At 46.2% G+C, this 18,311-nt stretch carries 13 protein-coding genes and 1 tRNA gene; all 14 read left to right on the top strand.

Annotated elements, in window-relative coordinates; all coding sequences use genetic code 11:
- The first annotated feature begins 308 nt into the window (after nt 1-308).
- Nucleotides 309-2,150, top strand: a complete 1,842-nt coding sequence (locus RJ41_RS04545; protein WP_039217555.1) for an ABC transporter ATP-binding protein — start codon at nt 309-311, stop codon at nt 2,148-2,150.
- A 167-nt stretch (nt 2,151-2,317) separates the two neighbouring features.
- A tRNA-Trp gene (locus RJ41_RS04550) sits at nt 2,318-2,394 on the top strand.
- 80 nt (nt 2,395-2,474) lie between these two features.
- Nucleotides 2,475-2,852 (top strand): preprotein translocase subunit SecE, encoded by a 378-nt coding sequence (secE, locus tag RJ41_RS04555; RefSeq protein WP_014951045.1) that lies wholly within the window; start codon nt 2,475-2,477, stop codon nt 2,850-2,852.
- Nucleotides 2,853-2,856: 4 nt separating this feature from the next.
- Nucleotides 2,857-3,408 (top strand): transcription termination/antitermination protein NusG, encoded by a 552-nt coding sequence (gene nusG / locus RJ41_RS04560; RefSeq protein ID WP_014951044.1) that lies wholly within the window; start codon nt 2,857-2,859, stop codon nt 3,406-3,408.
- A 250-nt stretch (nt 3,409-3,658) separates the two neighbouring features.
- The gene (rplK, locus tag RJ41_RS04565) at nt 3,659-4,087 is read left to right on the top strand and encodes a 50S ribosomal protein L11 (protein WP_014951043.1); all 429 of its coding nucleotides are present in this window, start codon (nt 3,659-3,661) and stop codon (nt 4,085-4,087) included.
- Nucleotides 4,088-4,091: 4 nt separating this feature from the next.
- The gene (gene rplA / locus RJ41_RS04570; RefSeq protein WP_014951042.1) at nt 4,092-4,787 is read left to right on the top strand and encodes a 50S ribosomal protein L1; all 696 of its coding nucleotides are present in this window, start codon (nt 4,092-4,094) and stop codon (nt 4,785-4,787) included.
- A gap of 306 nt (nt 4,788-5,093) precedes the next feature.
- Entirely contained in the window at nt 5,094-5,612 is a 519-nt protein-coding gene (rplJ, locus tag RJ41_RS04575; RefSeq protein ID WP_014951041.1) for a 50S ribosomal protein L10, read from the top strand.
- 57 nt (nt 5,613-5,669) lie between these two features.
- Complete coding sequence (rplL, locus tag RJ41_RS04580) at nt 5,670-6,047, top strand: 50S ribosomal protein L7/L12 (protein WP_015068303.1); 378 nt, start codon at nt 5,670-5,672, stop codon at nt 6,045-6,047.
- A 325-nt stretch (nt 6,048-6,372) separates the two neighbouring features.
- Nucleotides 6,373-10,401: a DNA-directed RNA polymerase subunit beta gene (gene rpoB, locus RJ41_RS04585; protein WP_039217577.1), complete on the top strand. Its 4,029-nt coding sequence runs from the start codon at nt 6,373-6,375 to the stop codon at nt 10,399-10,401.
- 81 nt (nt 10,402-10,482) lie between these two features.
- Entirely contained in the window at nt 10,483-14,655 is a 4,173-nt protein-coding gene (gene rpoC / locus RJ41_RS04590) for a DNA-directed RNA polymerase subunit beta' (protein WP_039217580.1), read from the top strand.
- Nucleotides 14,656-14,964: 309 nt separating this feature from the next.
- Nucleotides 14,965-15,339, top strand: coding sequence for a 30S ribosomal protein S12 (gene rpsL, locus RJ41_RS04595; RefSeq protein WP_014951037.1), 375 nt, complete (start codon nt 14,965-14,967; stop codon nt 15,337-15,339).
- A 75-nt stretch (nt 15,340-15,414) separates the two neighbouring features.
- On the top strand, nt 15,415-15,885 hold the full coding sequence (gene rpsG, locus RJ41_RS04600; protein ID WP_014951036.1) for a 30S ribosomal protein S7: 471 nt from the start codon (nt 15,415-15,417) through the stop codon (nt 15,883-15,885).
- 27 nt (nt 15,886-15,912) lie between these two features.
- Nucleotides 15,913-18,015, top strand: a complete 2,103-nt coding sequence (gene fusA, locus RJ41_RS04605; protein WP_039217587.1) for an elongation factor G — start codon at nt 15,913-15,915, stop codon at nt 18,013-18,015.
- A 63-nt stretch (nt 18,016-18,078) separates the two neighbouring features.
- On the top strand, nt 18,079-18,311 hold a 233-nt coding region (locus RJ41_RS04610), incomplete at its 3' end, for a GTP-binding protein (RefSeq protein WP_039217590.1).

An 18,311-nucleotide genomic window follows, 5' to 3' on the forward strand; every position in this document is an offset into this window, starting at 1 on the left:
AAAGCCAAGAAGACAAAAAGCAGCCTAATCGCAAATAAACGGATGCTTAACGTGTTTTCAATTTTTGCTTAAGTGAAATTGCAGCAAAACGACCGGCAAACCGAAGCGAAGAAATTGCACGTAACAAACCAAGGTATCACCGACAACGCGTGAACATTTAGTGTAGAATTGCGTACTTAGTAAGAGTGTATTAACCCTTGTATTAAAAAAATATATCGCAATGGAAAGTACACGCTAGTCACGTCATTGCTATCTAGCATTGGCAACACGCATTAGCCATCTGTCACTGAATAACTAACGAGTTCTACATGTTTTCATTTTTTGAAAAGCTAACCCAGCCTTTCCCTGACACGCCGCCTACCCAACCGCCAACAGGTATCGTTGCCTTTTGTAAGTACTATACAAAAGGCATGTGGGGCGTGATACTTACTGTTTCCGTACTTAGTGCCATTGTGGCCATGTTAGAAGTGGCGCTGTTCGGTTTTTTAGGGCAGTTAGTTGACTGGTTTTCTGAACAAAGTCGCGAAACCTTTTTAGCGGACCAAAAATTTACCCTCATTGGCATGGGTTTAACCGTTCTCGTTTTTATTCCATTGTTTATTTTGTTGCGCTCGCTGTTTTCTCGTCAGTCTTTGATGGGGAACTACCCCATGCGCATTAGATGGCAGGCACATCGCTATTTACTTGGCCAAAGTTTAACCTTTTTCCACGATGAGTTTGCTGGCCGTGTTGCCACCAAGGTGATGCAGACAGCGCTATCGGTACGAGAAACCGTGACCAAGGTTCTTGATTTGCTGGTGTACATCAGCGTTTATTTTATCTCTATGGTAGTGCTTATTTTCAGCACTGACTGGCGCTTGGCCATGCCGCTTATCGTGTGGTTCTTTGTGTACATTGGCATTTTAAAAGTGCTGGTGCCTAAACTAAAAGAAGTCTCGCAAAAGCAAGCCGACGCGCGCTCATTAATGACCGGACGTATTGTTGATAGCTATACCAATATCACAACGGTGAAGCTGTTTTCACATAGTCGCCGCGAAGCAGATTACGCTAAAGAAAGCATGGACGGTTTTCTTAAGACGGTTTACCCGCAAATGCGTTTGGTTACCGTGTTGGAGTTCTGCGTGGAAATGGCTAACGCCATTCTCATTTTTACTGTGGGCGCGCTCTCTGTGTATTTGTGGATGGAGAACATTGCGAGCCCGGGCGATATCGCTATTGCAATTAGTCTGTGTTTGCGACTAAACGGTATGTCGCACTGGGTTATGTGGGAAGTATCAGGCTTGTTCGAGAACTTAGGCACGGTGCAGGACGGCATGAATACACTAGCACAGCCGATAGCAGTGAAAGACAAACCAAAAGCCGACGCGTTAAAGGTAAATGGCGGCGGGATTAACTTCGACAACGTGCACTTTTCCTATTCAGGTGCAGACAACAAACCTATTGATGTGTTCACTAATTTGGATCTAGCCATTAAGCCCGGAGAAAAAGTGGGCTTAGTGGGGCGTTCTGGGGCAGGTAAATCGACGCTGGTTAATTTGCTCATGCGTTTTTACGACACCCAGAGCGGTCGCATTGTCATTGATGGTCAAGATATCACTGAAGTAGGCCAAGAGACGCTTCGTGCTAAAATCAGCATGGTGACACAAGATACTTCACTGATGCACCGCTCGGTACGCGATAACATTCTTTACGGTCGAACCGACGCGACAGAAGAAGATATGATCCGTGCAGCCAAACAGGCCGAAGCGCACGACTTTATTCTTACCCTAACCGATAGTCACGGTAGAACAGGGTACGACGCGCATGTAGGTGAGCGAGGCGTTAAGCTTTCAGGCGGTCAGCGCCAGCGCATTGCCATAGCTCGCGTATTGCTAAAAGACGCGCCTGTATTAGTGCTGGACGAAGCCACATCAGCGCTAGATTCAGAAGTTGAAGCGGCAATTCAAGCCTGTCTGGATAAAGTGATGGAAGGCAAAACCGTGCTGGCTATTGCGCATCGACTGTCGACCATTGCGCAAATGGACAGGTTACTTGTTCTGGATAAGGGCAACATTGTAGAGCAGGGAACCCATGCCGAGCTTATTGCACACAATGGCATATATGCCAAGCTTTGGGCACACCAAACGGGCGGATTTATAGGCGTTGAATAGGCAAGGGGTGAATTAGCGTTCAATCGCAGATGGGATGGATAAACCGCTTGTATCTTGAAAGTGGTTAAGTATAATACGCGTCCCTCCCTTGCGATACCGCACTTTCCTTAGAAAAGACGCACAACTCACAAGGGCAGTGTAAGTAAATTTTGTCTTATCGACACCACAGGGGTGTAGTTCGAATTGGTAGAACAGCGGTCTCCAAAACCGATGGTTGGGGGTTCGAGTCCCTCCACCCCTGCCAAATTTACTTAAACTAAGAATTTTAAGTTGCGCATTTTTTAGATGCGTAAAACAACGACGCTGTAGTGCTAGGATCGTAACATGAGCGAAAAGACGGAAAATCAGTCCAATGCATTGGACATGTTTAAATGGGTAGTGGTTTTTGCACTACTTGCCGGTTTAGTAACCGCTAATACAATGTACGGTGAGATCTCGGTACTATACCGTGCCATCGCAATTGTTGTAGTTGTTGGTATAGCTGGTTTTATCGCGGCAACTACCGAAAAAGGTAGCACCTTCTTGAGCTTTGCTAAAGAGTCTCGCACAGAAGTTCGCAAGGTTGTATGGCCAACTCGTCAAGAGGCAAACCAAACTACACTTATCGTGCTTGCAGCGACGTTAATCATGGCACTAATTTTATGGGGACTAGACGGCATCATCGTTCGTGTAGTTGGCTTTATTACTGGAATAGGAGCATAAGCGTATGTCTGAAGAAGAAGCAGTAAAGAAAAGATGGTACGTAGTTCAAGCCTATTCACAATACGAGTCTCGCGTTAAGAAGACCCTGCTTGAATACATCAAAATGCACAACATGGAAGACTACTTCGGTCAGGTACTAGTACCAACAGAAGAAGTAGTAGAAATGCGTGCAGGTCAAAAGCGTAAGTCTGAGCGCAAGTTCTACCCGGGTTACGTATTGGTAGAAATGGCGATGACAGAAGAGTCATGGCACTTAGTGAAAAGCGTACCTCGTGTACTTGGCTTCATCGGCGGCACATCTGACCGTCCTATGCCAATCACGCAGAAAGAAGCAGACGCTATCCTAAATCGTCTTGAAGAAAACGTTGATAAGCCAAGACCAAAGACACTGTTCGAGCCAGGCGAAGTTATTCGCGTTATCGATGGCCCATTTGCAGACTTCAACGGTGTGGTAGAAGAAGTCGACTACGAAAAGAGCCGCGTAAAAGTATCGGTACTTATCTTCGGTCGTTCCACTCCAGTAGACCTAGAGTTTGGTCAGGTAGAAAAAGGCTAAGCTTATTCAAGCTACCGTATAGCATTTTTAAAAAGCCCCGTTTGACGGGGCTTTTTTGTATAAGGTCTCCGATTAAAAGGCGAGAGCGTAAAAATACTGACCTTTCGATGGTTTTTTATTCTAATTAGCCCTTGCATAGTAATTAATCACCTTATATAATGCGCGCCCTTTTAAACGGAAACGGGAAGCCGATTGAGCAAATAATCTCTGTATTTGCGAGGCGTTAGACCCAAACAAGAGAGCATGTAAAATGGCTAAAAAAGTAAGCGGTATTATCAAGCTTCAGGTTGCAGCAGGCGCTGCTAACCCAAGTCCACCAGTTGGTCCTGCACTAGGTCAACACGGTGTAAACATCATGGAATTCTGTAAGGCTTTCAACGCGAAAACAGAAAGCCTTGAGAAAGGCGCTCCAGTACCAGTAGAAATTACTGTATACGAAGATCGCTCTTTCACATTCGAAACTAAGACTCCTCCTGCGTCTTACCTGCTTAAGAAAGCAGCGGGCATCAAGAGTGGTTCTGGCCGTCCTAACACTGAAAAAGTGGGTAAAGTTACTCGCGCTCAGTTGGAAGAGATTGCTAAAACTAAAGAGCCAGACCTTACTGCAGCTGATCTAGATGCAGCGGTACGCACTATCGCGGGTTCTGCTCGCTCAATGGGCTTGAACGTAGAGGACTAATCGAATGGCTAAATTAACTAAACGCGCTCGCCTAATCCGCGACAAAGTTGACTCTACTAAAGAGTACGAAATCAACGAAGCAGTAGCGCTTCTTAAAGAACTAGCAACAGCTAAGTTCGCAGAAAGCGTAGACGTATCTGTTAACCTTGGTATCGATGCGAAGAAATCTGACCAAAACGTTCGTGGTGCAACTGTACTACCTAACGGTACTGGTAAAGACGTTCGCGTTGCAGTATTCACTCAAGGTGCAAATGCTGAAGCAGCTAAAGAAGCTGGTGCAGACATCGTTGGTATGGATGACCTAGCTGAGCAAGTTAAGAAAGGCGAAATGAACTTTGACGTAGTAGTTGCTAGCCCAGACGCAATGCGTGTTGTTGGTCAACTAGGTCAAATCTTAGGTCCACGTGGCCTTATGCCTAACCCAAAAACTGGCACTGTAACGCCTGACGTTGCAACGGCAGTTAAGAACGCTAAAGCTGGTCAGGTACGCTACCGTAACGATAAGAACGGTATCATCCACGCTAGCATTGGTAAGATTGCGTTCGAAGCGAACCAAATTCAAGAAAACCTTGAAGCGCTACTTGAAGCACTTAAGAAAGCTAAGCCTTCTTCTGCTAAAGGTACATACATCAAGAAGATCAGCCTAAGCACTACAATGGGTGCAGGTGTTGCTCTTGATAAGGCTTCTGTAGGTCTTTAATTTCGCTGAGCTTAGGCTCATCGAAATCTCTTAAAGGTTATGGGTTGGAGCTGTGACAATTAGCAGTGCTAATAAGCAGCTCCCGTCCTAGACCGCAGGTGCGGTGTGGTGAAAGAGGTAAGAGAACTTTCACAGTCAACACACTGCTTAATACAACAACCTGCGCAGACGGTGGTTTGACTCAGACTCTCTGGGGTAACAAACACCGTAGAGCGGTATCAACCATGAGGGTTGGTATCAATCTGTGAACCCTGACGGCGTAAGCGGGTAACCGCAGACAAAGTCAGATACAAAGAGGTGAACTCAGTGGCACTAGGTTTAGCAGCAAAAAAAGAGATCGTAGCAGAAGTTTCTGAAGTTGCGTCTCGCGCTCTATCCGTAGCCGTTGCTGAATACCGTGGGATGGAAGTTGCAGAACTGACTGACCTACGTGTTAAAGCTCGTGAGCAAGGCGTATACCTAAAGGTTGTACGTAACACTCTTGCAAAGCGTGCTCTAGCAGACAGTCAATTTGCAGACTTAGACAGCGCCTTAACTGGTCCGCTTATCTATGGTTTCTCTATCGACGCACCAGGCGGTGCGGCACGTCTTTTCAAAGACTTCGGTAAGACTAACGATAAGCTAAAAGTTACAGCACTATCTATTGGTAGCGGTCTTCTTGGTCCAGAGAAATTGGACGCAGTTGCAGCACTACCTACCCGCGACGAAGCGCTTGCGAAACTACTTGCAACCTTCAAAGCACCAGTTGGGAAATTCGTTCAAACAATCAACGAAGTTCCTGGCAAGTTTGTGCGCGTATTGGCGGCGGTCAAAGACACCAAGTAATTGGCGTTTTTGGCATATTGATTTTTTTAACATTTTATACCCAGGAGTTTAGAGAACATGGCTCTAACTAAAGAAGATATCTTAAACGCAATCGCTGAAATGCCGGTAATGGAACTGGTAGAACTAATTGAAGCGGCTGAAGAGAAATTCAACGTATCTGCTGCAGCTGCTGTTGCTGTTGCTGGTCCAGCTGCTGGCGGCGACGCTGCTGCTGCAGAAGAAAAGACTGAATTCGACGTTGTAATGACTTCATTCGGTGGCAACAAAGTTGCAGTTATCAAAGCAGTTCGCGGCGCGACTGGCCTAGGTCTTAAAGAAGCTAAAGAAGTAGTTGAGTCTGCTCCTAAAGCTATCAAAGAAGGCGTAAGCAAAGATGAAGCTGAAGCACTTAAGAAAGAGCTTGAAGAAGCTGGTGCAGAAGTAGAAATCAAGTAATCTGACCCAGTCAGATTATTGCCTGAGACGGCAAGGCTGGTGGTTTTTTGAACCACCAGCCTTTTTGCGCTGTATAGTGTGTAGAAACTAACCCTTGGTTACACTACTTAAAGCGCCATTCGGAAATACCCATAAAAAGCATAAAAATCCAACAAGTTAACTAATAATTGGTTAAATTTTGTTGTATGCTGGTGTATCTGCCCGAAAAAGGGTTGTGGAAGTTTGTTGCTTAGTGCGCCATTTGAAACGCAGCTTTTAGCCCATAGCACGCGTTTTAAAGCATTTTGCAGCAGGTTGGGTCATAAATCAGCAGGCTGAGGAACCCATGGTTTACTCTTATAGCGAAAAGAAACGTATCCGTAAGGATTTTGGCAAACGCCCACAGGTATTGGAAATTCCATACCTTCTTTCAATTCAGCTTGATTCTTTCAAAAAGTTTATTGAGACCGATCCGGAAGCTCAATACGGTTTGGAAGCAGCATTTCGTTCCGTTTTTCCAATTAAAAGCTACTCAGGTAGTTCAGAGCTTCAATATGTAAGCTACCGCCTGGGAGAGCCCGTTTTCGACGTTAAAGAATGTCAAATTCGCGGCGTAACTTTCTCTGCTCCGTTAAGAGTAAAACTACGGTTAGTGTTGTTCGATAAAGACGCTGCGCCAGGTACCGTAAAAGATATTAAAGAACAAGAAGTGTACATGGGCGAGATCCCGTTGATGACTGAGAACGGTACGTTCGTTATCAATGGTACAGAGCGTGTTATCGTGTCACAGCTACACCGTTCACCTGGTGTATTCTTTGATCACGACAAAGGTAAAACCCACTCGTCAGGTAAAGTGCTTTATAACGCACGTGTAATTCCTTACCGTGGTTCGTGGTTAGACTTCGAGTTTGACCCGAAAGATAACCTATTCGTACGTATCGACCGTCGTCGTAAGTTGCCTGCAACGATTATCTTACGCGCACTTGAAATGACGTCTGAAGAAATCCTAGATACTTTCTTCGACAAAGTAAGCGTACGTATCGACAAAGACAAGCTAATGATGGAAGTGGTTCCAGATCGCCTACGTGGTGAGACGGCTGCTTTTGACATCATTGACGGTGAAGGCAACGTTGTTGTTGAAACGGGTCGTCGTATTTCTGCGCGCCACACGCGTGCACTAGAAAAAGCCGGTCTTACAGAACTTGAAGTTCCAGCCGATTACCTAATTGGCCGTGTTTACGCAGCTACTTATGTAAACGAAGACACAGGCGAAGTGATTGTAAGCGCGAATGACGAACTAACCCTTGAAAACCTAGCGGCACTTAGCCAAGCGGGCATCAAAGAGTTCGAAACGCTTTACATCAACGAGCTAGATCACGGTTCATACATTTCAGATACGCTACGTATCGATTCTTCAACTAACCGCCTTGAAGCACTCGTTGAAATTTACCGTATGATGCGTCCTGGTGAGCCACCAACGAAAGATGCAGCTGAAACCTTGTTCGATAACTTGTTCTTCTCTGATGAACGTTACGACCTATCTTCTGTTGGCCGCATGAAGTTCAACCGCCGTCTTGGCCGTGAAGAACTAATTGGTGCTGGTACACTAGATAAAGAAGACATTATTGCTGTAATGAAGCAGCTAATAATGATTCGTGACGGTAAAGACGAAGTAGATGACATCGATCACCTAGGTAACCGTCGTATCCGTTCTGTAGGTGAAATGGCAGAGAACCAATTCCGCGTTGGTCTTGTACGTGTTGAGCGTGCAGTTAAAGAGCGTCTAAGCTTAGGCGACCTAGACAACGTTATGCCACAAGATCTTATTAACGCTAAGCCTATCTCGGCAGCGGTTAAAGAGTTCTTCGGTTCATCACAGCTTTCTCAGTTCATGGACCAAAACAACCCGCTATCAGAAGTAACGCATAAGCGTCGTATTTCTGCATTAGGCCCGGGTGGTCTTACACGTGAACGTGCAGGCTTCGAAGTTCGAGACGTACACCCGACTCACTATGGTCGTCTATGTCCAATCGAAACGCCGGAAGGCCCGAACATCGGTCTAATTAACTCATTGGCAAGCTTCGCGCGTACCAATGACTTCGGTTTCCTAGAAACGCCGTTCCGTCGCATTGTAGACGGTGTGGTAACAGACGAAATCGATTACTTATCTGCAATTGAAGAAGGTCAATTCGCAATCGCTCAAGCAAACATCGCGTTGACTGAAGCAGGCGAGTTGGTTGACGACCTAATCCCATGTCGTCACCGTGGTGAAACTACCTTGATGCCGAAAGAAGACATCAAATACATGGACGTTTCGCCACAGCAAATCGTTTCAATTGCTGCAAGCATTATCCCATTCCTAGAGCACGATGATGCGAACCGTGCACTTATGGGTGCGAACATGCAACGTCAGGCAGTACCTACACTACGCGCTGATAAGCCGCTAGTTGGTACCGGTATGGAAAGAACTATCGCGGTTGACTCAGGTGTTACTGTAGTTGCTAAACGCGGTGGTGTGGTTGATTACGTAGATGCCAGCCGTATCGTTATTAAAGTAGACGAAGATGAAATGCTTCCAGGTGAAGCAGGTATCGATATCTACAATCTGACTAAGTACACTCGTTCTAACCAAAACACGTGTATCAATCAGAAGCCTACCTGTAGTGTTGGTGACCCGATTGTTGCAGGCGACGTGCTAGCTGATGGTCCTTCAACAGACCTAGGTGACCTTGCACTTGGTCAGAACATGCGTATCGCGTTCATGCCGTGGAATGGTTACAACTTTGAGGATTCAATCCTTATTTCTGAGCGTGTAGCGCAAGAAGACCGTTTTACTACTATCCACATTCAAGAGCTTAGCTGTATCGCGCGTGATACTAAGCTTGGGCCAGAAGAAATTTCTTCTGATATCCCGAACGTGGGTGAATCTGCACTAAGCAAGCTTGATGAATCAGGCGTTGTTTACATTGGTGCGGAAGTGAAAGGCGGTGACATCCTTGTAGGTAAAGTAACGCCTAAAGGTGAAACTCAGCTTACGCCGGAAGAAAAACTATTACGTGCAATCTTCGGTGAGAAAGCGTCTGACGTTAAAGATACGTCTCTACGTGTACCTAACTCTGTTCACGGTACCGTAATCGACGTTCAAGTATTTACCCGTGATGGTGTAGAGAAAGACAAGCGTGCGCTAGAAATTGAAGATATGCAGCTACGTCAGGTTAAGAAAGACCTTACTGACGAGTTCGAAATTCTTGCAGACGGTATCTTCGCACGTGCACAAACTGCACTTCTACGTGCTGGTGTTGACCAAGCTAAGCTTGACAGCCTGCCGCGTGAAAAGTGGTTTGAAATCGCACTTAACAGTGAAGATGCACAGCTAGAGCTAGACCAAATCGCTGATCAACACGCTGAGATTAAAGCGGACTTCGATAAGAAGTTTGAAACTAAGCGCCGTAAGATCACACAAGGCGATGACCTAGCACCTGGCGTGCTTAAGATCGTTAAGGTTTACCTTGCGGTTAAACGTCACATCCAGCCGGGTGATAAAATGGCCGGTCGTCACGGTAACAAAGGTGTTATCTCGACTATCCAGCCTGTAGAAGACATGCCATACGATGCTAACGGTACGCCGGTAGATATCGTACTTAACCCACTAGGTGTACCGTCTCGTATGAACATCGGTCAGATCCTAGAAACGCACTTGGGTATGGCTGCACACGGTCTTGGTGTGAAGATTGATCGCATGATTAAAGAGCAGCGTGAGCTGGCTGAACTACGTGACTTCTTGAAGAAGGTGTACGAGCTTGGTGAGAATCACCAAGAAGTCGACATTGATAGCTTCACAGACCACGAAGTTCGTCGCCTAGCGGAAAACCTTCGTAAGGGTGTTCCAGTAGCAACACCTGTATTCGACGGTGCTCGTGAATCTGAAATCAAAGAAATGCTGAAGCTTGCTGATATTCCAGAAAGCGGTCAGATTGCTTTGTTTGACGGTCGTACCGGTCGCGAATTTGAGCGTCCAGTTACGGTTGGTTACATGTACATGCTGAAACTGAACCACTTAGTAGACGACAAAATGCACGCGCGTTCTACTGGTTCTTACAGCCTTGTTACACAGCAGCCTCTTGGTGGTAAAGCACAGTTCGGTGGTCAGCGCTTCGGTGAGATGGAAGTGTGGGCACTTGAAGCATACGGTGCAGCATATACCCTTCAAGAAATGCTTACCGTTAAGTCGGATGACGTTAACGGCCGTACCAAGATGTACAAGAACATCGTCGATGGCGACCACAGAATGGAGCCTGGCATGCCAGAGTCATTCAACGTACTACTTAAAGAAATTCGCTCGTTGGGTATCAACATCGAGCTTGAAGAAAAGTAATACGGCGTTAGCCACGTAATGTTATGAGATGGCCCGGCGCTTGCGCCGGGTTCTAGAGACTGACTCCGCTGGGAGAGTAATGTGAAAGACTTATTAAAGTTTCTAAAGCAACAAAACAAGACTGAAGAATTCGATAATATTCGAATCGGTCTGTCTTCACCTGATATGATCCGTTCATGGTCATTCGGTGAAGTTAAAAAGCCTGAAACAATTAACTACCGTACGTTCAAGCCTGAGCGTGACGGTCTGTTCTGTGCGCGTATCTTTGGTCCGGTAAAAGACTACGAGTGTCTTTGCGGTAAGTACAAGCGCCTTAAGCACCGTGGTGTTATCTGTGAGAAGTGTGGCGTTGAAGTTACACTGACTAAAGTACGTCGTGAGCGTATGGGTCACATCGAGCTAGCTAGCCCGGTTGCACACATCTGGTTCCTTAAATCACTTCCGTCTCGTATCGGCCTAATGCTTGATATGACACTTCGTGATATTGAACGTGTACTTTACTTTGAATCATACGTGGTTACAGAGCCAGGTATGACTACGCTTGAGCGCAGCCAACTTCTTAACGAAGAAGAGTACTTGGATGCACTTGAAGAGCACGGTGATGAGTTTGAAGCGAAGATGGGTGCTGAGGCAGTATTCGATCTTCTTACAGCACTAGACGTAGACGCAGATGTTGCGGCTATGCGTGAAGAGCTGCCTTCAATCAACTCTGAAACTAAGCGTAAAAAGATTACTAAGCGTCTTAAGTTGCTTGAGTCATTCCAACAGTCTGGTAACAAGCCAGAGTGGATGATCATGACGGTTCTTCCGGTACTTCCACCAGATCTACGTCCTCTAGTACCACTAGATGGCGGCCGTTTTGCAACGTCTGACCTTAACGACCTATACCGTCGTGTAATTAACCGTAACAACCGTCTTAAGCGTCTTCTAGACCTAGCTGCTCCAGACATTATTGTACGCAACGAAAAGCGTATGCTTCAAGAGTCTGTTGATGCGCTTCTAGATAACGGACGTCGTGGTCGTGCGATTACCGGTTCTAACAAGCGTCCACTTAAGTCGCTTGCAGACATGATTAAAGGTAAGCAAGGTCGTTTCCGTCAAAACCTTCTTGGTAAGCGTGTTGACTACTCAGGCCGTTCTGTAATTACCGTTGGTCCTACGCTACGTCTTCACCAGTGTGGTCTTCCTAAGAAGATGGCACTTGAGCTATTTAAACCGTTTATCTACGGTAAGCTTGAAGCACGTGGTCTAGCGACAACAATCAAAGCAGCTAAGAAGCTTGTAGAGCGCGAAGCACCAGAGGTTTGGGACGTACTAGACGACGTTATCCGCGAACACCCGGTACTACTTAACCGTGCACCTACACTTCACCGTTTGGGTATCCAAGCGTTCGAACCAACACTAATTGAAGGTAAAGCGATTCAGCTTCACCCGCTAGTGTGTGCGGCGTACAACGCCGACTTCGACGGTGACCAAATGGCGGTACACGTTCCGTTGACAATCGAAGCACAGCTAGAAGCTCGTGCACTTATGATGTCGACGAACAACATTCTGTCACCTGCGAACGGTGAGCCAATTATCGTACCTTCACAGGACGTTGTATTGGGTCTTTACTACCTAACGCGTGACAAAGTAAACGGCTTAGGCGAAGGCATGGTATTTACCAGCCCGAATGAAGCAGAAAAAGCATACCGTACAGGTAATGCTGAGCTTCACTCACGCGTTAAAGTACGTATTACTGAATATGACATCGATGAAGATGGCAACAAAACTGAGAAAGTAACACTGACAGATACTACTGTTGGTCGTGCGATTTTCTCATTGATCCTTCCAAAGGGTCTGCCATTTGAAATCATCAACCAAGCGATGGGCAAGAAGCAAATCTCAAAACTGTTGAATGCTTGTTACCGTACGCTAGGTCTGAAAGACACAGTAATTGCTGCTGACCAAATCATGTATACCGGTTTCCACTACGCGATGATCGCGGGTGCGTCTGTTGGTATCGACGATATGGTTATCCCTGCTGCTAAGAAAGACATCATCGATGCAGCGGAAGCAGAAGTTATCGAAATTCAGGAACAGTTCCAAAACGGTCTTGTTACCGCGGGTGAGCGTTACAACAAAGTTATCGATATCTGGTCAAATGCCAACGAGAAAGTTGCTAAGGCCATGATGGATAACCTTAAGACTGACATCGTAATTAACCGCGATGGCGAAGAAGAAGAGCAATCATCATTTAACTCTGTTTACATGATGGCCGACTCGGGTGCTCGTGGTAGTGCCGCTCAGATTCGTCAGCTAGCTGGTATGCGTGGTCTGATGGCTAAGCCAGATGGCTCAATCATCGAAACCCCAATTACGGCGAACTTCCGTGAAGGTCTGAACGTACTACAGTACTTCATCTCAACTCACGGTGCTCGTAAAGGTCTTGCGGATACCGCACTTAAGACAGCGAACTCGGGTTACCTAACGCGTCGTCTAGTAGACGTTGCACAAGACTTGGTAATCACTAACGACGACTGTGGCACATTCGAAGGTGTTCAAATGACACCACTAATCGAAGGTGGTGACGTTGTTGAGCCACTACGCGAGCGTGTACTAGGTCGTGTGGTAGCAGAAGATGTACTTAAGCCAGGTACTAACGAAGTACTAGTAGAGCGTAACGTTCTTCTAGACGAAGCGTTAGTAGACATGCTGGAAGCTAACTCAGTTGACCAAATCATGGTTCGCTCGGTAATCACTTGTGACAACGACTTCGGTGTTTGTGCTAAGTGTTACGGTCGTGACCTTGCACGTGGTCACATGGTGGGTAGCGGTGAATCGGTTGGTGTTATTGCAGCACAGTCAATCGGTGAGCCAGGTACACAGCTTACCATGCGTACGTTCCACATCGGTGGTGCGGCATCAAGAGCATCTGCTGAGAACAGCGTACAAGTTAAGACTGCGGGTAGCCTTAAGCTACACAATGCGAAATTTGTACGTAACTCTGACGGCAAAGTGGTTATCGTTTCTCGTTCAACAGAACTTACTGTTATCGACGAGCAAGGCCGTGAGAAAGAGCGCTATAAAGTACCTTACGGTGCTGTACTTAGCGTGGATGACGGTGCAACTATTGCAGCTGGCGACATTGTTGCTAACTGGGATCCGCATAGTCACCCAATCATCACTGAACGTGCAGCTAAGATTAGCTTCGCAGACATTGATGACTCTAACACCGAAATGCAGCAAGACGAGCTTACTGGTCTAACCCGTATCGTTGTTAAAGACCTTGCGAAAGTAAACTCTAAAGAGCCTAAGCTAATTCTTGAAAGCGACGAGTTCGGTCTTCAAGAAATTCGTCTTCCAAGCTTCACAACCATCGAAGCGAAAGAAGGCAAAGTGGCTAACGAAGGTGACGTGCTAGCACGTATTCCTCAGGAAAGCTCGAAGACTCGTGATATCACGGGTGGTCTACCGCGCGTTGCGGACCTATTTGAAGCACGTAAGCCTAAAGAGCCTGCAATTCTTGCAGAAATCTCAGGTACTATCGGCTTCGGTAAAGAGACCAAAGGTAAGAAGCGTCTTGTAATTACACCTGCTGAGGGTGACGCATACGAAGAGATGATTCCTAAGTGGCGTCAGCTTAACGTATTCGAAGGTGAGAAAGTGGAAAAAGGCGAAGTTATCGCTGATGGTCCGGAGTCTCCACACGATATCCTACGTCTACGTGGTATATCAGCAGTAGCAAACTACATCGTGAACGAAGTTCAGGAAGTATACCGTCTACAGGGTGTTAAGATTAACGATAAGCACATTGAAGTAGTTATTCGTCAGATGCTACGTAAGTGTATTATCACTAACCCAGGCGATACGCAGTTCCTTGAAGGCGAACAGGTTGAAGTATCGAACGTGAAAGTGGCTAACCGTGAAATTGAAAAACACGGCAAGATCCCAGCGCAGTATGAAACACAGCTGCTTGGTATCACTAAAGCGTCACTGTCTACTGAGTCATTTATCTCAGCGGCATCGTTCCAAGAAACAACACGTGTTCTAACTGAAGCTGCGGTTCAAGGTAAAGAAGATGACCTACGCGGTCTGAAAGAAAACGTAATCGTTGGTCGTCTAATTCCAGCGGGTACAGGTTTCGCTTACCACGAGCGCCGTGCACAAAAACGCAAAGAGCAAATCGAAGAAATGTCAGTTTCTGCTGCTGAAGCAGAACAGGCACTAACCGAAGCGCTTAACGCAGGTGCAGACGAAGATACTGCCGAATAAGGCAAGATCATAGGAGTACGTTAACGTACTCCTAACAATTTGGCAGTCATGTTGTACAGATTGCAGATAAATTAACTGCTTAACCTTTGTACACCTTGACAGTCAGAGCGATGATCTTTAATATTCCGCGACCCGATTTTGGATAGCCATCAAGTGGCTCGATAAACGGTCGCGGTTTTTTGTATCAGCGTTCAGTGAATGTTGACGAGCACAATGTTCACAAACAAGCGCGATTAAGCAATTAATCGCATTAATATGGACCCAATCACAGTGATTGGGTTTTCGTAGTTTTTAATCAGGAGCTAGTTAATGGCAACAGTTAACCAGTTAGTGCGCAAGCCGCGTAGAAAGCCCGTTGAAAAAAGCAACGTAGCTGCTCTACAAGCTTGTCCACAAAGACGTGGTGTATGTACTCGTGTATATACTACTACGCCTAAGAAACCAAACTCTGCACTACGTAAAGTATGTCGTGTACGTCTAACTAACGGTTTTGAAGTTTCTTCATACATCGGTGGTGAAGGTCACAACCTACAAGAGCACAGTGTAGTACTTATCCGTGGTGGTCGTGTTAAAGATCTACCAGGTGTTCGTTATCACACAGTTCGCGGTACTCTTGACTGCGCAGGTGTAAACGATCGTAAACAAGCCCGTTCTAAGTACGGCGCGAAGAAGCCTAAGTCATAACGGTTCTCCGTTAGTAAGGCCAAACTGAAGTTTAAGAGTTTTGGGTTTTCCCTGAATTCATACGGAGAATAGAAAATGCCAAGAAGAAGAGTCGTAGGTCAACGTAAAATCCTACCAGAGCCAAAATTTGGTTCACAACTGCTTGCGAAATTCATGAATGTCGTAATGCTCGACGGCAAAAAGTCAGTCGCTGAAAAAATCGTTTACGGTGCGCTTGATATTGTTGCTGAAAAAACCGGCAAAGCACACCTAGATATCTTCGAGGAAGCGCTTGATAACATCCGTCCAACAGTAGAGGTTAAGTCTCGTCGTGTTGGTGGTTCAACTTATCAGGTTCCAGTTGAAGTACGTCCAGTTCGTCGTAACGCGCTAGGTATGCGTTGGATGGTTGAAGCTGCACGTAAACGTGGCGAAAAGTCTATGGCACAACGCCTCGCGGCTGAAATGCTAGACGCAGCAGATAATAAAGGTTCAGCGGTTAAGAAACGTGAAGACGTTCACCGTATGGCCGAAGCAAACAAAGCGTTTGCTCACTACCGTTGGTAATCAACGTTATTTAACTGAGAGAGATTTATGCCTCGTAAGACCTCGATTGAGCGTTATCGCAATATTGGTATTGTGGCTCACGTGGACGCGGGTAAAACCACGACCACAGAGCGTGTTCTGTTTTATACAGGACTGTCTCACAAAATCGGTGAAGTGCACGATGGTGCTGCTACCATGGACTGGATGGAGCAAGAGCAGGAGCGTGGTATTACTATCACGTCTGCTGCAACGACTTGTTTCTGGTCTGGTATGGAGCAACAGTTCGATCAACACAGGATCAACATCATCGACACCCCTGGACACGTTGACTTTACTATCGAAGTAGAGCGTTCATTGCGTGTACTAGACGGTGCAGTGGTTGTTTTCTGTGGGTCTTCTGGGGTAGAACCTCAATCAGAGACAGTCTGGCGACAGGCTGACAAATATCAAGTGCCACGCCTTGTGTTCGTTAATAAGATGGACCGGGCTGGCGCTGATTTTGAACGTGTTGTGGGTCAAATCCGCAAGCGTTTAGGCGCAAACTGTGTTCCGATTCAAATCAACATGGGCGCTGAAGAGAATTTCCATGGCGTCATCGATCTTGTGAAGATGAAAGCCATCAACTGGAATGAAGAAGACATGGGTATGACATTTACCTATGAAGACATTCCGGCTGAATATTTAGATACCGCTGAGCAGTACCGTACCGAAATGATCGAAGCGGCTGCTGAAGCATCTGATGAGCTAATGAATAAATACTTAGAAGGCGAAGAGCTTTCTGAGGAAGAAATTCGTTCAGGCCTTCGTCAGCGTACGCTGAACAACGAAATTGTTCTTGCCACCTGTGGCAGTGCCTTCAAAAACAAAGGTGTTCAGGCCGTACTAGACGCGGTTATTCATTATCTTCCGTCTCCAACAGAAGTTAAAGCCATCACAGGTGTACTTGACGACAAAGACGAGACAGAAGCAGAGCGTCATTCAAGCGACGATGAGCCGTTCTCAGCGCTAGCATTTAAAATAGCGACAGACCCATTTGTAGGTACGCTAACCTTCTTCCGTTGTTACTCTGGTGTAGTAAACACGGGTGATACGGTTTACAACCCTGTTAAGGGCAAGCGTGAGCGCTTTGGTCGTATTGTGCAAATGCACGCGAAAGACCGTGAAGAAATTAAAGAAGTACGCGCAGGTGACATTGCTGCGGCTATTGGCCTTAAAGATGTAACAACCGGTGATACGCTTTGTGATCCTAACCATGTTATTACGCTAGAGCGTATGGAGTTCCCAGAGCCGGTAATTTCAATTGCGGTTGAGCCTAAGTCGCAAGCTGACCAAGAGAAAATGGGCATAGCCCTAAGCAAGCTTGCAGCTGAAGATCCGTCGTTTAAAGTTAAAACTGACGACGAGACAGGCCAGACGATTATTTCAGGTATGGGTGAGCTTCACCTTGATATCATTGTCGACCGCATGAAGCGCGAATTTAAAGTTGAATGTAACGTAGGTAACCCTCAGGTTGCTTATCGTGAAACCCTTCGTAAATCTGTTGAAGTTGAAGGGAAGTTCGTTCGTCAGTCAGGCGGCCGTGGCCAATTTGGTCATGTATGGCTGCGCATTGAGCCTCAAGAAGAAGGTTCAGGCTACGAATTTGTGAACGAAATCGTCGGTGGTGTGGTACCAAAAGAGTTCATTCCAGCGGTCGATAAAGGAATTCAGGAGCAGATGCGAAGTGGTGTTCTTGCAGGGTATCCAGTACTTGATGTAAAGGTTACGCTGTTTGACGGTTCATACCACGATGTTGACTCTTCTGAAATGGCGTTTAAGATCGCCGGCTCTATGGGTTTCAAAAAAGGCGCCGCAGAAGCAAATCCGGTGTTACTTGAACCCACAATGAAAGTTGAAGTGACTACTCCAGAAGACTGGATGGGTGATGTAGTTGGTGACATTAATCGTCGCCGCGGCATGATCGAAGGTATGGAAGATGGCGTCGCAGGTGTTAAAATAATACGTGCTAAAGTGCCGCTTTCAGAAATGTTTGGCTACGCAACTGACTTGCGTTCACAAACACAAGGTCGTGCTTCATACTCAATGGAGTTCTTCAATTATTCTGAGGCGCCGAACAATGTGGCGCAGGCTATTATTGAATCTAGAATTTAATCTAAATGAAGGTTCGGTCCGGTCTATTGGTGGGTCGGACTTTTAACTTAGGAAACGAGAAAAATGGCAAAAGAAAAGTTTGAACGTACGAAACCCCACGTAAACGTGGGTACAATCGGCCACGTTGACCACGGTAAAACTACCCTAACTGCAGCTATCACTACAGTTCTTTCAAAGACTTACGGTGGTAACGCACAGGCTTTCGATCAAATCGATAACGCGCCTGAAGAAAAAGCACGTGGTATCACCATCTCTACTTCACACGTAGAATACGATACTCCTACTCGTCACTACGC

The organism is Alteromonas marina (assembly GCF_000808575.1).
In the GTDB taxonomy this organism is placed as follows: Bacteria; Pseudomonadota; Gammaproteobacteria; order Enterobacterales; family Alteromonadaceae; genus Alteromonas; species Alteromonas marina_A.

Bases quoted from the DNA above. Each gene is read 5' to 3' on its own strand.
- secE (WP_014951045.1), top strand. From the start codon at position 2,475: ATGAGCGAAAAGACGGAAAATCAGTCCAATGCATTGGACATGTTTAAA.
- rpsG (WP_014951036.1), top strand. From the start codon at position 15,415: ATGCCAAGAAGAAGAGTCGTAGGTCAACGTAAAATCCTACCAGAGCCA.
- rpoB (WP_039217577.1), top strand. From the start codon at position 6,373: ATGGTTTACTCTTATAGCGAAAAGAAACGTATCCGTAAGGATTTTGGC.
- rplL (WP_015068303.1), top strand. From the start codon at position 5,670: ATGGCTCTAACTAAAGAAGATATCTTAAACGCAATCGCTGAAATGCCG.
- nusG (WP_014951044.1), top strand. From the start codon at position 2,857: ATGTCTGAAGAAGAAGCAGTAAAGAAAAGATGGTACGTAGTTCAAGCC.
- RJ41_RS04545 (WP_039217555.1), top strand. From the start codon at position 309: ATGTTTTCATTTTTTGAAAAGCTAACCCAGCCTTTCCCTGACACGCCG.
- rpsL (WP_014951037.1), top strand. From the start codon at position 14,965: ATGGCAACAGTTAACCAGTTAGTGCGCAAGCCGCGTAGAAAGCCCGTT.
- rplK (WP_014951043.1), top strand. From the start codon at position 3,659: ATGGCTAAAAAAGTAAGCGGTATTATCAAGCTTCAGGTTGCAGCAGGC.
- rplA (WP_014951042.1), top strand. From the start codon at position 4,092: ATGGCTAAATTAACTAAACGCGCTCGCCTAATCCGCGACAAAGTTGAC.
- fusA (WP_039217587.1), top strand. From the start codon at position 15,913: ATGCCTCGTAAGACCTCGATTGAGCGTTATCGCAATATTGGTATTGTG.